Source organism: Flagellimonas amphidinii (genome assembly GCF_013090115.1).
Classification (GTDB): Bacteria; Bacteroidota; Bacteroidia; order Flavobacteriales; family Flavobacteriaceae; genus Flagellimonas; species Flagellimonas amphidinii.
Window position 1 is genome coordinate 1 of sequence record NZ_JABFNN010000027.1, and the last position, 21077, is coordinate 21077.

Below are 21077 nucleotides of genomic sequence, written 5' to 3' on the forward strand. Positions count from 1 at the left end.
TCTTCCAATCAATTGGAACAATTGTCCCAAATCTATCTCATCTGAAGTGTTCTGATGTACTGGTTGGTCCGCCATTTTATGAATTGAATATTTGTTTTAAAATCCTATCTGTGATTAAATAAGTGGGTTTTACCCCTGTTGTGCCCAAACCACCAGAAGCCAAAGTGCTTCCTGTTTCTAACGGATTATCTGATGCATAATAGGCATATCTTACCTTAATGTCTTTCTTTATACTCTTCCTGATTTTTGAAGCCGACTGAATTGCCTTTTGGTAATGAACACCTTCCATTTCCAGACCAATTACATTCCATGTTGATTCGTAAAAGAATCTTAGAATGTCTTTGTTTTGCAATGACGTTCCTAAAACAGTGACCATTGTACCTTCCAAAACTTTTAAGCCATATCCTTCAAAATCTTTGGCGCACAATTCATTTTCAAAAGGATAATTATCCGCAGTCCCTTCAAAAATATGTGCAGAAGGAATCATCAGATCACCTTTTCCGCCCTCTAAAATTCCTGCCTTCCCCATAATGGAAATGGATTCTACATTCAAAAACTTCTTTTGACCATTCTCATCCAACGGTTTCAAAAGTTCGTCTATCGTCTCATAGGCCTGCTCTCCAAACGCATAATCCATAACAAAGATAATGGGTTTTTCATCTTCAGAAATACCTTCTGGCAAATCGTAACAGCAGGTGTCTTTTCCAAACTTAGCCGAATCAAAAATTTGGATATCTATATTGGCACCGGATTCATCGTCCAAAAAAATCATTCCGTTCTGTTGTCCAACAGATTTTATTTTCTTTCGAAGATCCTCATTTTCAGAAGAGCTCAAAGCTTCGTAAATATCAAGGGATTTTGTATTGGGAAATTCTTTTGCTAAGGTTTTTTTAGCAAAAAGAGAATTCATAACACTATGCATATTGGCACTAATGATATGTATGGGTCTTTCCAACAAACCATTTTCATTAAGGGTTTGTTTGATTTTATTGGCCCATCGTTCTCCATGGATGTGATGCCCTAATCTTTCTCGCAGTAAGGGACTAAATGTAATAGTTCTTTTATCTCCTGTTGTTTCCTCTTCTAGGGCCAGTTTACCCAACCAATAAATTACATTTAAAAAGCGGTCAGGATCTTTTGAGGTTTTTAGTTTATCCTGAATTTCCACAACCTCATCATAGGTTCTTCCCAGAATATTGGCTGTATGAATCATGGCTACTTCTCTTTCTGCTTCTTCTTTTTCCTCACTTAAGACAAATTCGGTCAACTTATCCCAATCACGAATAGTTGCATTGCCGTCTTCAACCAACACCCGCTTACAAATCTTACCAGATTCAATGAACAAAAAAGTAAGGTGTGTCAAAATATCGTAGATGTCGCTTCTTCCACGGGTTATCTCAATGTTCATCTGTTCATCGTCAATACGATAACAGTTTCTCCTTCTTTTTGGCGGAACAATAGCTTTTAGATGTGATTTGGAAAAGCCTTCATCTGAAGTAAGATTGATAAAGCGACATTCTTCAATTCCTTTTGGCAATCGCTCCAAAACATAAATGAGTCCATTCAGCTCTGCTTTGTCCTCGGCAACAGAGCCATAAATCTCTGGTCTTAATAATAGAAGGGCACTCCTAAGTGCATTTCCTGATACTCCTGAAGGTTTATAGAATCCACGATTCAAAAGATGTCTCATGGTTATATACAACCGTTCTATTGCATTGGTGGATTCCTGTGCCCGAGTAGTTTGTTTTACCTTGGTTGCCATCATATCTTCTGGCAAAAATAAGGGAATTAATAGGAAAGCTGAACAGTTATTATCAATCTATATTTTAAAGGGTTGAAGTGCTTCTGCCACCTTCCGGTCATTGGCCAGCCGTTGTACCTTATTCTGTCCTCCTAGTTTCCCCAGTGCTTTCATATAATTTTGGAATCCGTTAGGTTGTATCTGGGTTATTTTCAAAGGTTGAAGAACATTGCCGGCTATTAAATCATAATAATAACTATTTTGTTTTTGCATGCTCTCTTCAATGGCTTTGCTAAATTTTTCAGGTTCTGATGGAGGGATCTCAAACTCAACAAACCATTCGTGATAGGGAAGTTCACCATTTTCTGGATCTATCTGTGGAGCTACTGTAAACTCATTTACCAATGCATCTGTTTGTTCTACTGCCATTTTTAGAGCCTCTTCGACTTCTTTGGCTATCACATGTTCTCCAAATGCAGATATAAAGTGTTTAATTCTACCAGATACAATGACCTTGTATGGGTTTTTAGAAATAAACCGAACGGTATCTCCTAGGTTATAGCCCCATAATCCAGCATTAGTAGATAAAATCATGGCATAGTCCACGTCCAGTTCCACATCTGCAATGGTCAAACGTTTTGGGTTAGCTTCAAAAAACTCATCTGCCTTTACAAACTCATAAAAAATACCTGAGTTTAGCAGTAGCAGCATTCCTTTTTCGTTTTGGCTGTCCTGATATGCAAAAAAACCTTCACTAGCCGGAAATAATTCAATACTATCTACTTTTCTACCAATCAAATTTTCAAATTTGGCCCGATAGGGTTCATAATTCACCCCACCATAGATAAACAGTTGAAAAGATTTGAAAAGCTCACCAACTTTTTTATTGGTTTTTGTATTGAGCTTTTCAAAATACATTTGGACCCAAGAAGGAATTCCAGCAATAACGGTCATATTCTCATTTTGGGTTTCCTCAACAATCCTGTCCACTTTCGTTTCCCAGTCCTCTATACAATTGGTCTCCCAACTGGGAAGTCTGTTTGTTTGCAAATAATTGGGCACATAATGCGCTGAAATTCCTGAAAGCCTCCCTAGTTTGATACCGTTTTTCTCTTCCAAGATTGGGCTTCCTTGAAGAAATATCATCTTTCCATTTACAAAACCGGCCTTTCCTGTTTCGTGGATGTAATTTAATATGGCGTTTCTTGATGCTTCAACTTGATTTTTGATGGATTCCTCTGTAATCGGAATATATTTTGCCCCAGAGGTAGTGCCAGAAGTTTTGGCAAAGTAGATGGGCTTCCCTGGCCACAATACATCACTTTGTCCTTCAATAATATCTTCAACGTAGTTTTTTAACTGTTCATAATCCCTAACAGGCACTCTTTCCACAAAATCTTGGTGTGATTTTATTCTATCAAAATCATGCTCCCTACCAAACTTGGTATTCTTCGCCTTGACTATGAGTTTACTAAATACTCTTTCTTGGGTTGCAATGGGATCTGCAGCCCATTTTGCAGTTTTGCGGGCTATGTTATGGGCAAATAGTTTTGCTGCAAATGCTTTTAGCGACATTTTTAATCAAAGTCAATATAATTCAAAGGGTCAACAGCCTGACCTTTTCTCCAAAGTTCAAAATGCAGATGTGGGCCTGTAGTAAGTTCTCCTGTGTTACCGATAGAGGCAATTACTTCACCTGCCTTTACAAAATCACCCTGGGATTTGCTCAAAGAACCATTGTGTTTATATACAGATGTAAGTCCGTCTTGATGTTCAATGATAATAACGTAACCTGTTTCAGCGGTCCACTCTGAAAATAGTACTGTTCCATCCGCAATTGATTTTACAGGAGTATCTTTTGGCGCCACTACATCAACCGCAAAGTGTTTGGCCTTTACATCAAAGGTTTGTGAAAGGGTTCCAGTAACAGGCGAAAACAATAAGCTTCCAACATTTTCTATATTTCGTTCAAAAAGGTTGTACTTATCTTCAAGTTCCACTTCTTCACGCAACAACAAATCTTCACGTATTGGACTTAAATCGACAGATGATGGATCCAATTTGTATTGCTCAAACAAAGAATCCCTGTTCGTTTCATTGTTTTCAATATCACCACGCAACACGAGCCTCACATTGTCTAAATACCTATTGGTATAATTGAGAACCGTAACCAATGAATCTGTTTTGTAAGTGAGTTCCGTGGCCTGTCTTTTTAATTTAGTAGATGAATATCCTGGAATATATTCCCTTAATGGAGTAAAAGCTATAAAAAGTGTGGTAAGACCTATGAGAACAATAATAAATAAGGTTCCTGTTACAAAAACATTCAATCTGTTGAGCTTAAAGGATATCTTTTCCTCAAAAGTACTTTCATTGAGAATCACCAAACGGTACTTGTGCAAAAGCTTTCGCTTAATTTCTTTTCGCTTTTTACTATCCTTTGCCATGATGGGCAAAGATAACCTTAGATTTTGATTTTGATGTTAAGCTTTTTAAAATACATCATACGATTCTAGTTCCTTACGAGCAATTCGAATTACTAATTTTCGTTAATTACATAGCCTCTTAAGGTTCTTTTTAGTAATTTTACTCTTTCATTTAAAGGCATATTTTATGATTGCTCAAACTATTTTACTTGGAATGCTTGGCCCATGGCAAATTGTACTGATCGTGGTAGTGGTTCTATTGCTCTTTGGGGGCAAAAAAATTCCAGAACTAATGAGAGGTCTGGGCAGTGGTATCAAAGAATTCAAAGATGCCTCGAAAGAGGATGAAAAATTAGAAGGGGGAAAGGAAACAGAGTCCTAAGCATATCCATTTAGGAAGATTTTTCTTACCATGATTATCCCCCGTTTTTAAAGGGTTTCTCGATGAAGAACCACATTTTTGAATCATTCACGCCATAAATCTTCCCTTTCACAACAAAAAATTATATACGCTATAATGTTAATTTACTTTAGCGTTTGAAATCGACGTTAAGCTCTTTTTGCTTAGCCTCCAATTAATCACTATGTGATTTTTTGAGCAGCTTGAGTTCTAATGAAAATACTGTTCTTTATCTCTTTTATTTTAGTTTCGCTTGGCATAAGATCCCAAGAAATATCCCTATTGGATTTTGCCGACGATGAATCCTCTGCATCAATTGTAATGGAAGAGGATACCTCTGTAATTGAAAAAAGTTACGTAAATCATCTTGAAGGGCTTAGCAATAGAAAGCTGATGCAATATGTTAGGAAGCAGGGCATTACAGAAAAGCTCATAAAACAAGGTGACGAATACTTTGATAAAATGTGGTATGCAGAAGCCGCTCGTGTTTATGATATAGTTCTTGAAAAAACACAAGCAAAGCATACCTATCCGCTTTTGTCTAAAGCAGGTGATTCACATTACTACAGCGGTAATCTCGATAAATCCTATAAATGGTATCACGAACTCTACGAAACATACAAGCAAGAAATTACCGAGGACAAGTTCTTTAGATATGCTCATGCTTTAAAAGGTACCGGTAGATATAGACGAGCTGCCAAACTTACAAAGTTGTTCCACGAGAAAAATGGAAGACCTCTTAGCAATAGGGAACTGGCAACAACTTCTTGGAAAGGGCCTGCTTTGGTGGAAATCAAAAATATGGCCATTAACTCGAAGTATTCAGATTTTTCCCCAATGTTCCACAAAGATTCCAGTGTGGTATTTTCATCTGCCATGGATTCTGCTTTTATTACAACTCGACGTTATAGATGGAACAATCAACCTTTCCTAGATCTTTACGTTGCGGAAGCTCAATCCGATAATGATGGTGATTTGGTCAATCCTCAAAAATTCTCAAAAAACATCAATACTAAATATCACGAAGCCTCTGTGGCATTTTCGCCGGATGAAAAAACCATCTATTTCACTAGAAACAATTATGGGAAAAGACTAAAACGCGGAAAAAATGGTGTCAATCATTTAAAAATCTATCAATCTAAGCTAGTGGATGGCAGTTGGACCCCTGCAGTAGAGGTTTCTTTCAACAATGAGGATTACTCAACAGGACATCCTTCCTTAAGTTCTGATGGCAAAAAACTATATTTTGTGTCAGATCGCCCAGGGGGTTATGGCAAAACTGACATCTACGTGGTGGACATTTTGGAAAATGGGACGTTTTCCGAGCCTAAAAATTTGGGCAGGGCCATAAACACTTCAAAAAAGGAAATGTTCCCCTACATCACAGAAAATGCCCTCTATTTTTCATCTGATAGAGATATGGGCATGGGCGGACTGGATATTTACAAGGCAAATCATGCTGATGGCATCTTCAGTGTAGGAATCAATTTGGGAGAGCCAATCAACAGCAACCGAGATGACTTTTCATACATTATCGACAAAAAACAGGAGAAAGGTTATTTTGCCTCCAACCGAAAAGGAGGTAAGGGAGATGATGATATTTACTCCTTCAAATTTCTCATAAACCGCAATGAGATTTCTGGTTTTGTAGAAGATGTTTCTAACGGAGAAATGGTTCCAGATGCCAAAGTGGTATTGTTTGATAAGAATAACGTACGTATAGCACAAGTAAATACTGAAACTGATGGAAAATTTGTATTCAAAAACTTAATGCCACAATCCAGCTATACCCTAAAAACAGTTAAAAAGGGGTATTTTGAAACCACAGCACCTGTAATGACCCAAGACAATGAAACGGTTAAAATCACACAATCTTTGAAACCACTTAAGGAAATCATTGTTGAGGAAAAAGGTGTTCTTAAATTGGAAACAGAAGCAATCTATTTTGATTTTGACAAGTTTGCAATTAGACCAGAAGCAGCTGCCGAATTGGACAAACTGGTAGCTGTAATGACAGAGTACAAGGATATGGTCATTAAAATTGAATCCCATACGGATGCTATTGGAAAAAGAGAGTACAACCAATATCTATCTGATAAACGGGCGAAGGCCACAAGAGACTATCTAATTGCACAAGGCATCAATTCTTCACGAATAGAAAGTGCCATTGGATATGGGGAAGAACGTTTGCTCAATAATTGTACAGATGGAAAACGTTGCCCAAGAAGTAAACACCAAGAAAACCGTAGGTCGGAATTCATAATTGTTTCGCAGTAAGTTAAAAATACAAAGCCCCACATAAGGGGCTTTTTTAATGCACATATTCCAAAGTTGATGCCGTTCATCGACAATCCTACTCGGTATGTAGCAATCCAATAAATGTGTTACAACGATAAAACATTGCCTTTCAAGGAATTTGCACAATAGAAAATGCTTTCATCAACATTTTTGGCCCTTTTGTCCTATTGTTTTTTCATCCCCTCATAGATGCACAACCTTTGTCTTGTCTTTAAATCTTAAAACTGTGACTTATGAAAAAACTATTACTTGTTAAAGAAATTTATTTAGAAGGATTTAGAAACTTAGGGCATTACTTGTTGGAGAGGTATTTTAAAATATTTGCTTGGTTCAGTTTCGTCCTGTTCTTTATTGTGCTATATGCTTTTATATATAGAATTGCAACTGGATTTGCATTCGACTAAGATATTTATTTCCCCATAAGCATTTAAAGAACAAAAAGCCCGGAAACTTATATGGTTCTCGGGCTTTTTTGTTTTATGTTGTCGTTATTCTATTGCTCGGATTGAGCATTAAAATCCAAGGTTTTGAGAATAGCTTCCAATTCAAACATATAGTCTCTTTTTTCTTCTGAAGGAGCAAAAGTAAAGCCTTCTAAAATGAGCTTTCTATTGTTTTCTTCATCATTGATGATATAAGTTAGGAAGGGACCTGCCATGGGATAACCATTAATTTCCCAAATACCTCTCACCTCTGCAGCCTTCTTGCCTCCAACTATGGCAGGAAAGACATATGGTGCAAAAGCTTTCTCTGTCATCATATAAGTATTCTCATAAGGGCCAGGAATATATTTTTTCCCTATGGAATCCCTCATTTTTACAATTTCGGCAACAAAAGTAGAGTCATTGGCAAAACTATCTTCAGGCATGGTATAAGCAACGATATTCATGGTGCCTTTTGGAATTTGAATATCCATCCACACAAAATTCTTCTCGCGCTTACCAACTTTGTATAGTGATGGCACCTTTAGGTTTATCCCAAACTCCTCTTGTAGAGCTTTATCTTTGCTCAAAGACCTTGTAAATCGTTTTTGAGCTTCAGCAATTTCCACCTTTTTAAAAGAAGCAATCGCCATCGAGGCCAAAGAATCTATATTTCCGGCTAAATCGTTATAAGTTTCTCCTTTCACCACAGCTACCTTTTGTGGCTTGGCATACACATCGGCTTTAATATGGGCCAAAGAAACAGTATCCTGTTCCACAAAAAGTACGGATCTAGAATAAGTCGTAGCTCCTTTAAAAACCTGAGGTGGAATCTGGGTTATGGAAAATTTCGGTTCACCTTGCGGAAGTCCCAATACCGGAGCCGCAAAATGTTCCCTTATTTTATCCCCGACAGCACCTTTCCAAAGGTCTGTGTCCATGACAACCATGAGTGAATTGATACCACCTGTGGATGGGGGAAGAAATCGAGCTTTAGGTCCAGAATCCTTACAAGACCATAATACCATCATGAAGATGGCGCAAAATAGTGTTCCAAATTTTTTCATCACGTGTTAAATTTACGAAGAACAATCGCACAATTTAAGTTTTGTGCCTGGTTTTAGGTTATTGCCACTAAGACCGTTCCATTCTCGTAAATTTTCTATAGAAACTCCAGGATATTTTCTGGAAATGGTCCAAAGGGAGTCTCCCTCCTGTACCGTATGCACTTTTGAGGTACCTGCCACGGCACCAGATGAAGATTTGGAAGTACTCGTTTTTGAAGTTGTTTGCTTTGGGATATATGGTTTTCTAGGAAATATGGTCAAGCGTTGACCTATTCTTAGATTGTTACTACGTAGTCCGTTCCACCTTTTTATCTGACTCACCCCAACACCATAGCGCTCTGCTATCTTGCCCAAATAATCCCCACTTCTAACTTTATACCGTATCTGATTTTTGGTCTGTACCAATGTGGGCAACGGTTTTTCCAACAAATCCAATTCTTTTTTGGCATAAGCATAGATGGCCTCTTCATTAGAGACAAACTTTCCTATTTTAGAAATTGGCAATCGCAACGCATAGTTTTTTCCTTCAACTTTAGGGATAATATTGAGCTTATAGGATGGGTTTAGCATTTCCAATTCCTCTTTGCTCACATCGACCAATTTGGATATTTGATCAAAAGTGATGAGGTTTTTAACATGTACCGTATCTGTTTCAAAATAGGGCCTTTCAGCTTTTTTATATTGAAGTCCATGCTCTTCTGCATATTCAAAAATGTACATGGTAGCCAAGAAAGCTGGTAAATATCCCGCTGTTTCACGTGGAAGAAATGGTCTAATGTTCCAATAGTTTTCATACCCTCCTGACCTACGTATGGCTTTGTTCACATTCCCTGGACCAGAATTGTATGCGGCCAATGCCAAATCCCAATCACCAAAAATTTCATAAAGTTTTGATAAGTATTTGCTAGCTGCCTTGGTGGCCAAAATGGGGTCATGACGCTCATCCACATAACTGCTCACATCCAAGCCATACATTTTTCCAGTGCTGTACATAAACTGCCACAAACCCTTGGCGCCCACTCTTGATCTTGCCCTTGGATTCAATGCTGATTCAATAATGGCCAGATATTTAATCTCTAATGGGATGTCTTGATTGTCCAGCTCTTGTTCAAATAGAGGAAAATAGAACTGGCTGGCTGTAATCATCCGCTGCATCAAGTCTTTTTTACGTACCAGAAAAGACTTGATAACGCTTTCCAAAGATGGGTTGTATGCAATATTGAAAGGCGTTTTTTCATCCAACCTTGCCAACCTTGCCTTTAGGGTATCTGTTGGCAAATCAACCATAGCTGAATCCATAACTGAAGGGTTTTGGACTTCCAATAGCATTTCGCTGAACAATTGTGCACTAGCGTGAAGCTCTTTTAGCCAAAGACTGTCATAACGTTGCGCTTGGTCTAAATCTTTCAATTGGAAACCTTGTTTATGGGGTTCCAACTCAATCAATTCCCCATCAATTTTATCCTCAGCCACATTTATGGCAATGGGTTTAAGAGAAGATGCATTAATAGAATCCTTCTCTTGGGAAAACAAGGATGCAGATAAAAAACTAAGCGCGGCCCATACGGCTATGTTCAATTTTTGGTTCATTCGGATAGCGGATTTGGATGTGGGAGCCGACTAAATTGGTGTTTTTTTCTGAAATAGTAAAGTTTTCAGAGTTAAAACAACAAAATCTGGAATAAGCCCCATTAATCCATAACGAATCAGCTAGTCCAATATTGCGGCAATACCCGGAAGCGTTCTTCCTTCAAGACTTTCCAACATGGCTCCACCTCCGGTAGATACATAACTCACTTTATCTTGAAAACCGAATTGTTTTACAGCTGCTACGGAATCTCCACCACCAACAAGCGAAAAAGCACCGTTTTGAGTAGCTTCATCAATGAAATTTCCAACTGCGATGGTACCTTTTGCAAAACTTTCCATTTCAAAAACGCCTACAGGGCCATTCCAAAGAATGGTCTTAGAATCCAGAATGACTTGCTTAAAGTTTTCCAATGTTTGAGGGCCGGCATCTAATCCTTGCCATCCATCTGGAATTTCATTTACATCAACATATTGGGTGTTGGCATTGTTGTCAAAATCATCAGCTGCCAAAACATCAACAGGCAAATGTACTTTAACTCCTTTTGCTTCAGCTTGCTTCAGAATATCCAAGGCCAAAGGCATTTTATCATCCTCACAAATAGATTCCCCTACTTTACCACCTTGGGCTTTTACAAATGTATAGGTCATTCCACCACCAACAATCAAATTGTCCACTTTGTCCAAAATGTTCTCGATAATGGTAATTTTAGAAGAGACCTTAGCACCTCCCAATATAGCTGTAACCGGTTTTTCGCCAGTTTGCATTACTTTTTCTATGGACTTGATTTCCTTTGCCAACAGGTATCCAAAACATTTATTCTCTGGGAAAAATTTAGCCACAATAGTTGTTGATGCGTGAGCTCGGTGAGCTGTTCCAAAGGCATCGTTTACATAGATGTCGCCATGTTCCGCAAGTGCCTCAGCAAAAACCTCGTCACCTTGTTCTTCTTCGCCATGAAATCTTAGATTTTCCAATAACAGCACTTCTCCATTTTCCAGTTCTGAAACAGCGGTCTTGGCCACCTCACCAATACAATTTCCTGCAAATTTTACCTGAACTCCTATAATTTCCGATACTTTTTCGCAAATATGGGATAAAGACATGTCTGGATTAACCTTGCCTTTGGGTCTTCCCAAGTGACTCATCAGAACAGCAGAACCTCCATCTTCCAATATTTTAAGAATAGTTGGTTTTGCCGCTTCAATTCTACTGGTGTCTGTCACATTGAAATCGCCATCCAAAGGCACATTAAAATCTACACGGATAAGGGCTTTTTTTCCTTCAAAATTGTAATCATCTATGGTTTTCATAAGGTGCGTCTTTTTGAGAAGCTCAAATGTAAAGATTTCCTGCCTCTTGCTCTGGAAGCTATTGTTATATTTTTACGGTATCAACAAAAAAAGCGCAAAAGTTTTGGAACCTAAAAAATGTATCTTTGGAACATGCTGTTTAAAAATGTTTTAGGTCTGGAGCACATTAAAAATCATCTGGTTGCAACCGCTGCTTCTGGAAGGGTTGCCCATGCACAATTATTTGTGGGGCCTGAAGGGTCAGGTACTTTGCCCATGGCCATTGCCTATGCCCAATATCTGCTTTGCAGTAATACTAGCGGGGAGAATGATGGAGAAAATATCGCTTGTAATACCAAGTGTAATTCCTTAACCCATCCTGACATTCATTTTGCTTTCCCAGTTTCCAATTCGGACAAAGTGAAATCACATGCGGTGAGCGACAATTATTTAGAAGAATGGCGGTATTTTGTTAATGAGCAGCCTTATGGGAATTTGTTTGATTGGTACAGACATATAGGTATAGAAAAGAAACAGGGACAAATTGGTGTAGACGAAGCCCAGGATATTGTAAAAAAGCTTTCTCTTAAATCCTATGAAGGTGGTTACAAAGTACTGATTGTTTGGATGGCTGAAAAAATGAACATTGCTTCTGCCAACAAACTTTTAAAACTCATTGAGGAGCCTCCACAAAAAACTGTTCTGCTGTTGATTGCAGAGGAAGAAGAGCAAATTATCAATACTATTCGGTCGCGATGTCAAATTCTACAATTCCCCCCTTTGGCAGAAATGGATATTGCCAAAGCTCTTCAAGAACGAGGAATAACTGAAAATGAAGCACACTCAATTGCTCACGAAGCCAATGGAAATTTCAATAAGGCATTGGATCTTCTCAACAAAGATTCTGAGGATTTGATTTTTGAACGATGGTTTGTACAATGGGTAAGAAGTGCCTTTAAGGCCAAAGGAAATAAAGGTGCGGTACAAGAACTCATTTTATGGAGTGATGAGGTGGCCAAAACCGGAAGAGAGGTGCAAAAACAATTTTTACATTATTGCTTAACCATAATGCGGCAGGCATTGTTGCTTAATTTTAAAGCTCATGACTTGGTCTACGCAAAAATTCATTTAGAGGGCTTTGATTTAAAGAAATTTGCTCCTTTTGTTCACGAAAACAATATTTTAGACATTGTGGAAGAACTGGAAAAGGCCATTTTCCACGTGGAACGTAATGGTAATTCCAAACTTATTTTTACAGACCTATCCATTAAACTCACTCGGCTCTTACATGCAAAAGCCGCCTAAATAACAAGATTATGGAAAACTTTAGCGCACATGCCACACAAATTTTGCTAATGGTATTTTTGACCATCACCTTTTTGCAAAGTGGAATTGATAAAATAATGGACTGGAATGGTAATGTAGGATGGCTTAAAGGCCATTTTTCCAAAACCTTTTTCAAGGGATTGGTGCCCGTGCTTCTTGGAGTGGTTTTGTTTTTGGAAATGATTTCTGGAATTCTTTGTGCTGTTGGTATTTTTCAATTTGAGTTTGATGGCGAAAGCACTATTGGCTTTCTAGGTGCTGTAATTTCTGCTGTTACTCTTTTATTGTTACTTTTTGGGCAACGTGTGGCGAAAGATTATGATGGTGCCAGAACTATTGTTATTTATTTGATTCCAACTGTGTTCTTAGTATACCTGATGCAATAAAACTTCTTCCATTTAAAGAAACAAAAAAGGGGCCATTCTTTAAATGGCCCCTTTTTTATTGATTATAATAAATTCCCTTACTTCTTGTAAGTATCATTTAAAATCGTAAGAATAGCATCGGTAAGATTTTGTGCTTCATCTCCATAAAGAACAGAACCGCCATCTCCTCCACCTAAAATATAAGTGTAACCGTTGGCCTTACCGTATTCATTGATTTGTTTCTTCACTTTACTTACCAAAGAATCAATTTCTACTTGACTGCTCTGCTGCAATTGTTGTTCCTCTTGTTGCAATTGCTGACCTACAAACTGTCCTTTTTGCTGCCATAGATTGTATTCTTCTTGCGCACTCTTCTGCGACATTTTCTGTGCTTTGGTCTGCAATTCTTGCAATTCCAATTGAAATGCTTGAGAAATACTATCTCTTTTTTTGGCCAAAGCATCAGCTTTTACCTTGAACTTTGCTTCTACATCAATTTTCTCTTGGTACCCATCCAACAACTTCACATTGTCAACGTAGCCAATTTTGTTTTGTTGACATGCAACTGCAGTCAACGCAACTACCAACATTATAAATTTTTTCATGTTTCACTTTTTAATGATGCGCAAAAATAGGAAAGCTTTTGTAATGAGTTCCATTATCTTTTTGTGAAGTCTGAATAATCAAAAAATCAACCATAAAGAAAATCTATTCAATTTTATCGCATCAATTGGCCGTATCTATTTTTTAGAAGATCGTAAACCCCACTCTTAGCTGTTTTCTTTTCTTTGTGACACTATCCCTTAAGCAAGTCGGCGAAGTCTTCATAGCGACCTTTAAAAAGGATATTCACTTCTTTTTGAGGATATAAATTAAAGAAGAATGCTCTTTGGTAAAACATGCCTTAAGATTAGACCAAAGACCAACAAAAAATGCACTGATTAAATTGAACTTGTTCCCTTTATATTTTTCCGAAAGCATGGAAACATAAAAAGCATCAAACCACATAGGTCGGATTGATGTAACCTCCATGTTGTGTTTTCCAAAGAGTTTAGAAATGGAAGTTTTTGAAAAATGCCATAAATGTCTAGGAACGTCGTAACCCGCCCAATATGTTCCGTAGTGTTTTGCATCAAAAGATTTGAAATTGGGAACAGCAACAATTAAAACTCCATTAGGTTGAAGCAGGGAAACCATTTTCTCAATTTGCCCCTCAAGATTTGGAAGGTGTTCCAAGACATGCCATAAAGTAATGACATCATATTTAGCATTACTTAGGCTATCGATATCTGATTCTAGCTCTATTCCCTTGTTTAGAGCCAATTCGCGAGCCTTTTTATTTGGTTCAACTCCTTTAATCTGCAAACCTTTTCTTTTGGCATGCAATAAAAAATCACCTGTTCCTGCGCCAATATCCAATAAAGATTTGGGTGTATCTAATTGATTTGTAGATATTTGTGTTTTATTCTTTAGGTTAAATCCCTTTACTAAATGGTATAATTTATCAGTAAAAGAAGTTTTGGAATCTGTATGTGAAATATAATCATCACTCTCGTAATAGCTGTCTATATTGGAAGGCTGTGGGTAGGTGACCAACATATCCAAATCAGAATCTTGATGTAACTCAAATGGTTCTCCAGAAACCGAAAAATCTTTAGTCTTTAAAAACGGTGTCATTATAATTATGGGTGGACAGATATTCGTTTTTCAGATTTCGAAGATAGGGTAAAACAACTTTCCTTGAAACAGATTCTTCTTTTAAACAATCTTTTTCATTGGCGTTAAATACTTCCATTGCGATATACCAATTTCCTTTTCTGGAAGCATAGACTTCTTCAAAGACGGGATCCATTTCTGTAGTTTGACTTAAGACTCCATCTAAAACTATTGGAAGCAAATTGATGGTTTTTGTTGGAATCTCAACTTCATAAAAAGAAAAATAAAACGTATCTCCATGAATCTGAAAAGGCACTTCAACATCAACATAATAATCTTGAAGGTCAAACTTGGTGTTGATGTAGTTATAAAATTCACTGGTATCCTTTGGGTCTTCAAAAACAAAAACTGTTTTCTTGGGCAAACCTCTTTTAAAACGTTTGACCTTTGTTAATTTATAATCCTTGATGTTAGGAGCAATTCGCAACGGAATACATGAAGTAACAAAAACAGCTGTCAGCGTGAAAAGTAAAGTCTTTTTCATTGGTTTAGTTTTGACACTAAAATGAATCAAAAACTAAGCCATAAAAACTATAAAAAGATGCTATTTGTTCCACGTGGAACAAGAATGTTATCTCCCTAAAAAAACCAAAAGAACACTTACGTCTGCAGGAGAAACTCCGCTAATCCTTGAAGCTTGAGATATGGTAACAGGACGTATAGTTTCTAATTTTTCCCTAGCTTCAAACGAAAGGGATTTTAACTTTGAGTAATCAAAATTATCTGGGATTTTCACATTCTCCAATCGATGCAATTTATCTGCATTGTTTTTTTCCTTTTCTATATAGCCAGAATATTTGACCATAATTTCAGCCTGTTCCAAAACTTCAGAACTAAAGTCATTCTCCTGTACAAATTCAGAAACAGCATCCAGTTGCAACATGTGGTCCATAGTAACTTTAGGTCTTGAAAACACTTTGAACATTTTGTCGGACTGTTTAACCAACGATGAATCCAAAGACTCCAAAATAGGGTTGATTTCTTCAGGATTAAAACTTGTCTTCTTAAAGAAATCAATGAACACTTTCGACTTTTCCTGTTTCTCTTCCATGCGCAGCATTCGCTCTTTAGTGGCCAAACCAATAGCAAAACCTTTAGGGGTAAGCCTCAAATCTGCATTGTCTTGACGTAATAAAGTTCTATATTCGGCCCTGGAGGTAAACATCCTATATGGCTCCTCCGTGCCTTTTGTAATCAAATCATCAATTAAGACCCCTATGTAAGCCTCATCCCTTTTTAGAATAAAAGGCTCTAGTTCATTGATTTTTAAGTGCGCATTGATTCCTGCCATCAACCCTTGTGAAGCTGCCTCCTCATAGCCAGTTGTTCCATTGATCTGACCGGCAAAGTATAGATTGTTCACAAGCTTTGTTTCGAGGGTATGTTTTAATTGAGTGGGTGGGAAATAATCATATTCAATGGCATAACCAGGTCTAAAAAATTTTACATTTTCAAATCCTTTTACAGATTTCAATGCTTTGTATTGAACATCTTCGGGAAGAGAAGTTGAAAATCCATTTACGTAAACTTCAACTGTATTCCACCCTTCGGGTTCCACAAAAATTTGATGGGCATCTTTATCCGCAAACCTATGAATCTTATCCTCAATGGATGGGCAATATCTTGGGCCAATACTTTGGATTCTTCCATTGAACATTGGAGACCTGTCAAAGCCTTCTCTAAGCAAATCATGAACCAACGCACTCGTATGGGTCATGTGACAATCTCTTTGTTCTTTTAAAATAGGTGTGTTGAGATATGAAAATTTCTCTGGTTTATCATCACCTGGTTGAGGAATCATGCTACCATAATCCAAAGAGCGGCCATCCACTCTGGGTGGTGTTCCTGTCTTCATTCTTCCACTATCAAAACCAAAATCAACCAACTGTTCGGTTATTCCCGTAGCAGCTTTTTCTCCTGCTCTACCTCCTCCAAATTGTTTGTCGCCAATGTGAATTAAACCGTTGAGAAAAGTGCCGTTGGTCAACACTACAGCTTTAGAACGAATGTCTATTCCCAAAGAAGTTCTAACGCCAACAACTTTATCCCCTTCAACAAGTAACCCGGAAACCATTTCTTGATAAAAGTCTGCATTTGGAGTTTGCTCTAAAGCGAGTCTCCATTCCTCAGCAAAACGCATTCTGTCATTCTGAGCCCTTGGACTCCACATAGCAGGCCCCTTAGACTTGTTCAACATCTTAAATTGAATAGCCGATTTATCTGTAATGATTCCGCTATAACCTCCAAGGGCATCAATCTCACGAACGATTTGCCCTTTTGCAATTCCACCCATGGCCGGATTACAAGACATCTGCCCAATGGTTTGCAGGTTCATCGTTACCAATAAAGTCCTAGAGCCTAAGTTGGCGGCGGCAGCCGTAGCCTCTGCACCCGCATGGCCTCCTCCAACAACAATTACATCGTATTCTTTTTCGAACATAGCTATTGTTCCACGTGGAACATTTTTATCTTTTCTTCTTCTTTGCTTCGCATCAAAACCTTCTCGTCCTCGCTTTTATCACCATAGCTCATCAGATGCAAAACGCCATGTGCCATGACCCTTAGCAATTCATTTTCAAATGTAACACCAAACGATTCAGCGTTATCCATAACCCTGTCGATGGATATAAAAATATCCCCGGAAACTGTCTCGCCATTTGTATAATCAAAGGTGATGATGTCGGTAAAAGTGTCATGATTTAAATACTCCATATTGAGCTTTAAAAGGTACTCATCAGAGCAAAAAATATAATCAATTTGTCCTTCAAGAAAACCCTCGGAATTCAATATTCCAGTTATCCAATCGGAATAATTGGTTTTGTCTTCTAAAACAAAGTTGGATTCAAAATGGAAATCAATCATTTTTAAAATAGACCTTTACCTTCTTCTCATAATTTTGCCGCAAAGGTAGTGCTTGTCTATTTAATATTTCAATGTCGTTTTGATAATCACGTAGCGCTTCTGGTCTAGTAGTGATGGGGTTTGAATATTCTGTTGAATTAGTATTGCTCTTTCTTTCCTGTTTTTTACCCTGTTCTAAAACAGCATTTTCTAATTTTAGCAATTGATGTTGAATAGAATTGGCCTTACTTTTAGTTCGATTGGTTATCCCATTCTCGAGCAAATCATTTTGAAAATCCTCCATTTGCCTAATCAACTTCTTGGCCAAATCCCTGTCTCCTTGATTCAACATGTCTTTAAGCTGTTGCTCTAATTGCTCTTTTATATGTTGTTGCTCTTTATAGATTTCATATATCTCACTTAATCCCAACTCATCTCCACGCTCACCGAAATTTCCTTTCTCTGACCCACCTTTTTCGCCATCTTTTCCCTGAGTATCGCCATCATCTTCTCCTTCTTGCTTTCCTTCTTGCTTTCCTTGTTGTTCTTTACCTTGGCCGTTCTCACCACTTTGCGATTGACTTTCTTTTCCTTCTTTCCCTTGGCCGTTCATCTGTTGTTGTATGCTTTCTTGTCCCTTTATAATATCTGGTAATTGGAAATCTTGACCAGAACCCTTACCTTGACCAGGGCTCATATTCTGCTGCATATTGTCTAGAATGTTGGCTAAGAAATCCGCTAATTTGTTAGTGGCATTAACCACATATTGCTGATAAGACGCTCCTTGATAAATTTGATTTTCTGCAATACTTTCAAGTGACTTATCAATATTATAATAAACCTCGGTGATTTCCTCATTAACAAATTCTGACAACTCAGCCCTTCTTAGAGACAAAGCAAACAAACTATCATCAACGTGTTCAAAAAGTCTTCTCAATTCTTTTTGATCCTTTACAATTCTGGAAAACTGGGCAATATCTATATCGGCTGATTCGACCTTTTCAAATAGTCCTTCTTGTTTAAAAGAAAATGTAACCAAATTATCTAAAATTTGTCTCAACATTTCTGCATCCTCCATGATAGTTTCGCTTCCTCCTCCTGCTGCACCTTGCTTTAAGGATTGACTCATTTCTTTCATTTTTTGGGCAGCAGATTTTTGTTTACTAACAGCCCTATTTTTAGTTTTCTCTTTTTCATCAGAATCTGAAGATGTATCCAATCCTTGGTGCTTATTTATTTCCTCTAAAGCTTCTTTTTGATCTTGTTTAACGCCCTCAGATTGCTTGTCATCTACATCTAAATTGATTGGTTTTTGTAGCTGTTGATTGTCTTTCTCTAATTCTTTTAGTTCTTCTGATAGATTATCAAATTCCTTGTTCAGCTTTTCTTGTTCGCTATTTGAAAACTCTTCTCCTAGTTTAAGCTCAGACAAAATCTCTTGTTGTTGCGAAAGCTTTTCCAACTCCTTGGATAACTGGGATGCTTTTTCTGTAACATAATATCTTTTAGTGAGCTCTAAAATTTGTTCTAAATTTCTAGCTCCAGAACTTTGCTTTTTACCTAATTCTTCTAATCGTTTTTTAAGTTCTTCTTTATTTATTTTATCTGACAACTCATTCAGTTCCTTCAATAATTGTTCATTCTTCTTAGCTTCTAATTCTTGACGTTCCAATCTTTCTTGAAGCATCTTATTCGTTTCACTATTTGTATCACTCTTAGAAAGGCTTTCTTTTAATTGCTTACTAAACCTCTCCATCTGTTGTTCTTGCCTTTCTTGCTTTTTAAGGAACTCTTTAATCTCATTTTGATCCTCAAAACTCAAAGTTTTATTTTCCTTTTGATTGTCATTGATACGCTCTAATTGTTCCTCTTGTTGCTGATAAATGTCCAAAGACTTGTCAATATCCTCTAAAAGTGAGTCCTGAAGTTCTAACTCTTTGCTTTTCAACTCATTATCATTATAAAACCTTATTTGAAATACTTGGCTTTTAGTCACTTTACCTCCTCTAATACCATCATTGTCAACAACTTCGAAGTAAAACTCATAATTTACACCAGGGGTTACATCAATTCCAGAAGGAAAGGTGTAATAAAATTGGTGGACGTTGGAAGTCGGTCTTTCTAAATTAATGACCTTATGCTCCTTCTCTTCTCCTTCGGAATAATACACCAAACGGACACTTCGGAGTCCATAATCATCTGCGACTTGTCCCACATAAAATGATTGATTAGGATTCAACGTATCTCTAATTTGCTCAACTTCAATGGTGGGCATTTCATCTTTTATAACTTCCAACCTATAACCCAACCTTTCAAAATCGACAACTTCACTATTCGAAGTGCTCAACTCATAATCTAAATCATTAAAGACCCTATTTTCATAAAAAAACTGTTGCTCATTTTTTGTAAAAGCATAGGTAGAATCCAAAACAAAAATGTTTATCGCATCAACATGTTCTCCATTTACGCTCCAAGTCACTTTTGTCCCTTCGGGAATGACTCCATTTCCAGAACCTGATATAACCTCAGGACTTTTATGAAGGTACGTTGGAAAATCAAATTTCATTTCAAAATCCTTTAAAACAGGTGTATTCACAACTTCCAAAATATATGAAGGCGAACTCCAACCATTAGCTGTTAAGTAAAACCAAGATTCGGTTAATGGCAGATCAAAAGTATAAACATAAAAACCATCCTCTTTTTTAAGCAGCAATTCTTCACCATCCACAACCATAAAAACATCCTCTGGTTGTACATCCCCAACAACTGCAACTTTAAGCGTATAAGGCTCATTGTCTAAAACTTTAAGGCTATTATTAACAATGACAAATTGAAAAGGTGCAGGTTTTTGATATGCCAAATCATAATTGACGATACGTTCTTGAGAGCCAAAAAAGGATTTGAGTCCACCAAAAATCCAAATCAAAGCAATAACAAGTAGCGGTACCAATGCATACCTAGTATATTTTAAACTCTCTTTTATATTGACAGCCTCAATAAACGGCACATCACCTAAACTATCTGAACGCTGTTCAATACTGGCTATCAAAAGTTCTGACTTTTCAGCATTATTGGCCAACTCCAATAGATTAAAAAGTTTGTCATCAACTTGATGAAAATGTTTACCTATAAGTTTAGAAGCATACTCATAGCTTATCCCTTTCTTAAGTTGAAAAAGATAAATCAAGGGCAATGCTATAAATCTATATAATAAGAATAACTCTACACCGATAAAAATCCAGAAGAGAATAAATCGCCATGCTGTATTTAACCATAACAACTGTTCCAAAGAAATGACAGCTATCCAAAACAACAAACCAATAGCAATAAATAGTAAAGAACCTTTAACCAATTGCTTGGTATAATACCTCTTTATAAAGGCATTTAACTTATCCAATATCTGTTGATAGCTACTCAATTGAAATGATATTTATTACCAAGATACCTGATAGCAAGCAATTGAGCTGAAAAGTTTTTGTTAAAACCAAAGTTTACTTAGACATAAAGCAGCTTTAATCAAACGAAGCAATCTTTAATTCAAACATTGGTAACCACATCATAAAGCTTTTTAATGCTCAGTTAATGCTCTTATCTT

The 21077-nt window shown here is 37.2% G+C and carries 17 protein-coding genes; 5 read left to right on the top strand and 12 right to left on the bottom strand.

What is annotated here, in order from left to right:
* Positions 1-76: 76 nt before the first annotated feature.
* The 3 genes from HJC33_RS04660 to HJC33_RS04670 are packed head-to-tail and all read right to left on the bottom strand — an operon-like array spanning position 77 to position 4188.
* Positions 77-1765 (bottom strand): DUF6909 family protein, encoded by a 1689-nt coding sequence (locus tag HJC33_RS04660; RefSeq protein ID WP_171657641.1) that lies wholly within the window; start codon positions 1763-1765, stop codon positions 77-79.
* A 54-nt stretch (positions 1766-1819) separates the two neighbouring features.
* The gene (locus HJC33_RS04665; protein ID WP_171657642.1) at positions 1820-3316 is read right to left on the bottom strand and encodes a GH3 auxin-responsive promoter family protein; all 1497 of its coding nucleotides are present in this window, start codon (positions 3314-3316) and stop codon (positions 1820-1822) included.
* A 2-nt stretch (positions 3317-3318) separates the two neighbouring features.
* Positions 3319-4188: a M23 family metallopeptidase gene (locus HJC33_RS04670; protein WP_171657643.1), complete on the bottom strand. Its 870-nt coding sequence runs from the start codon at positions 4186-4188 to the stop codon at positions 3319-3321.
* 166 nt (positions 4189-4354) lie between these two features.
* Between HJC33_RS04670 and tatA the strand changes: the two genes are divergently transcribed.
* From tatA to HJC33_RS04685, 3 genes are all read left to right on the top strand, one after another.
* Positions 4355-4549, top strand: coding sequence for a twin-arginine translocase TatA/TatE family subunit (gene tatA, locus HJC33_RS04675; protein ID WP_116184433.1), 195 nt, complete (start codon positions 4355-4357; stop codon positions 4547-4549).
* Between the two features lie 231 nt (positions 4550-4780).
* Positions 4781-6844, top strand: a complete 2064-nt coding sequence (locus HJC33_RS04680) for an OmpA family protein (RefSeq protein ID WP_171657644.1) — start codon at positions 4781-4783, stop codon at positions 6842-6844.
* Positions 6845-7098: 254 nt separating this feature from the next.
* Entirely contained in the window at positions 7099-7269 is a 171-nt protein-coding gene (locus HJC33_RS04685; protein WP_171657645.1) for a DUF6747 family protein, read from the top strand.
* Between the two features lie 89 nt (positions 7270-7358).
* On the opposite strand, the gene HJC33_RS04690 is transcribed toward HJC33_RS04685, so the two are convergent.
* The 3 genes from HJC33_RS04690 to HJC33_RS04700 all read right to left on the bottom strand — a co-directional run bounded on the left by HJC33_RS04690 (position 7359) and on the right by HJC33_RS04700 (position 11255).
* The gene (locus HJC33_RS04690) at positions 7359-8354 is read right to left on the bottom strand and encodes a DUF4837 family protein (protein ID WP_171657646.1); all 996 of its coding nucleotides are present in this window, start codon (positions 8352-8354) and stop codon (positions 7359-7361) included.
* A 12-nt stretch (positions 8355-8366) separates the two neighbouring features.
* On the bottom strand, positions 8367-9944 hold the full coding sequence (locus tag HJC33_RS04695) for a lytic transglycosylase domain-containing protein (protein ID WP_171657647.1): 1578 nt from the start codon (positions 9942-9944) through the stop codon (positions 8367-8369).
* Between the two features lie 120 nt (positions 9945-10064).
* The gene (locus tag HJC33_RS04700) at positions 10065-11255 is read right to left on the bottom strand and encodes a phosphoglycerate kinase (protein WP_171657648.1); all 1191 of its coding nucleotides are present in this window, start codon (positions 11253-11255) and stop codon (positions 10065-10067) included.
* A 132-nt stretch (positions 11256-11387) separates the two neighbouring features.
* On the opposite strand from HJC33_RS04700, the gene HJC33_RS04705 reads away from it, so the two are divergent.
* Together HJC33_RS04705 and HJC33_RS04710 are read left to right on the top strand one after the other, a co-directional pair.
* Positions 11388-12539: a DNA polymerase III subunit gene (locus HJC33_RS04705; RefSeq protein WP_171657649.1), complete on the top strand. Its 1152-nt coding sequence runs from the start codon at positions 11388-11390 to the stop codon at positions 12537-12539.
* Between the two features lie 11 nt (positions 12540-12550).
* Entirely contained in the window at positions 12551-12946 is a 396-nt protein-coding gene (locus HJC33_RS04710) for a DoxX family protein (RefSeq protein WP_171657650.1), read from the top strand.
* A gap of 77 nt (positions 12947-13023) precedes the next feature.
* Here the strand turns inward: HJC33_RS04710 and HJC33_RS04715 are convergent, their stop codons facing one another.
* From HJC33_RS04715 to HJC33_RS04740, 6 genes are all read right to left on the bottom strand, one after another.
* Complete coding sequence (locus HJC33_RS04715) at positions 13024-13530, bottom strand: OmpH/Skp family outer membrane protein (RefSeq protein WP_171657651.1); 507 nt, start codon at positions 13528-13530, stop codon at positions 13024-13026.
* Positions 13531-13774: 244 nt separating this feature from the next.
* Complete coding sequence (locus HJC33_RS04720) at positions 13775-14602, bottom strand: class I SAM-dependent methyltransferase (RefSeq protein WP_171657652.1); 828 nt, start codon at positions 14600-14602, stop codon at positions 13775-13777.
* Positions 14580-15125 carry a hypothetical protein gene (locus HJC33_RS04725; protein ID WP_171657653.1) on the bottom strand — a complete coding sequence of 182 codons (546 nt, stop codon included), beginning with the start codon at positions 15123-15125 and terminating at the stop codon, positions 14580-14582. The genes HJC33_RS04720 and HJC33_RS04725 overlap by 23 nt, the downstream gene beginning before the upstream one ends.
* Positions 15126-15212: 87 nt before the next feature.
* Positions 15213-17081 carry a tRNA uridine-5-carboxymethylaminomethyl(34) synthesis enzyme MnmG gene (mnmG, locus tag HJC33_RS04730; protein ID WP_171657654.1) on the bottom strand — a complete coding sequence of 623 codons (1869 nt, stop codon included), beginning with the start codon at positions 17079-17081 and terminating at the stop codon, positions 15213-15215.
* A gap of 2 nt (positions 17082-17083) precedes the next feature.
* Complete coding sequence (gene ybeY, locus HJC33_RS04735) at positions 17084-17503, bottom strand: rRNA maturation RNase YbeY (protein ID WP_171657655.1); 420 nt, start codon at positions 17501-17503, stop codon at positions 17084-17086.
* The gene (locus HJC33_RS04740) at positions 17496-20900 is read right to left on the bottom strand and encodes a hypothetical protein (RefSeq protein WP_171657656.1); all 3405 of its coding nucleotides are present in this window, start codon (positions 20898-20900) and stop codon (positions 17496-17498) included. Before HJC33_RS04740 ends, ybeY begins: the two co-directional genes overlap by 8 nt.
* Between the last annotated feature and the right edge of the window lie 177 nt (positions 20901-21077).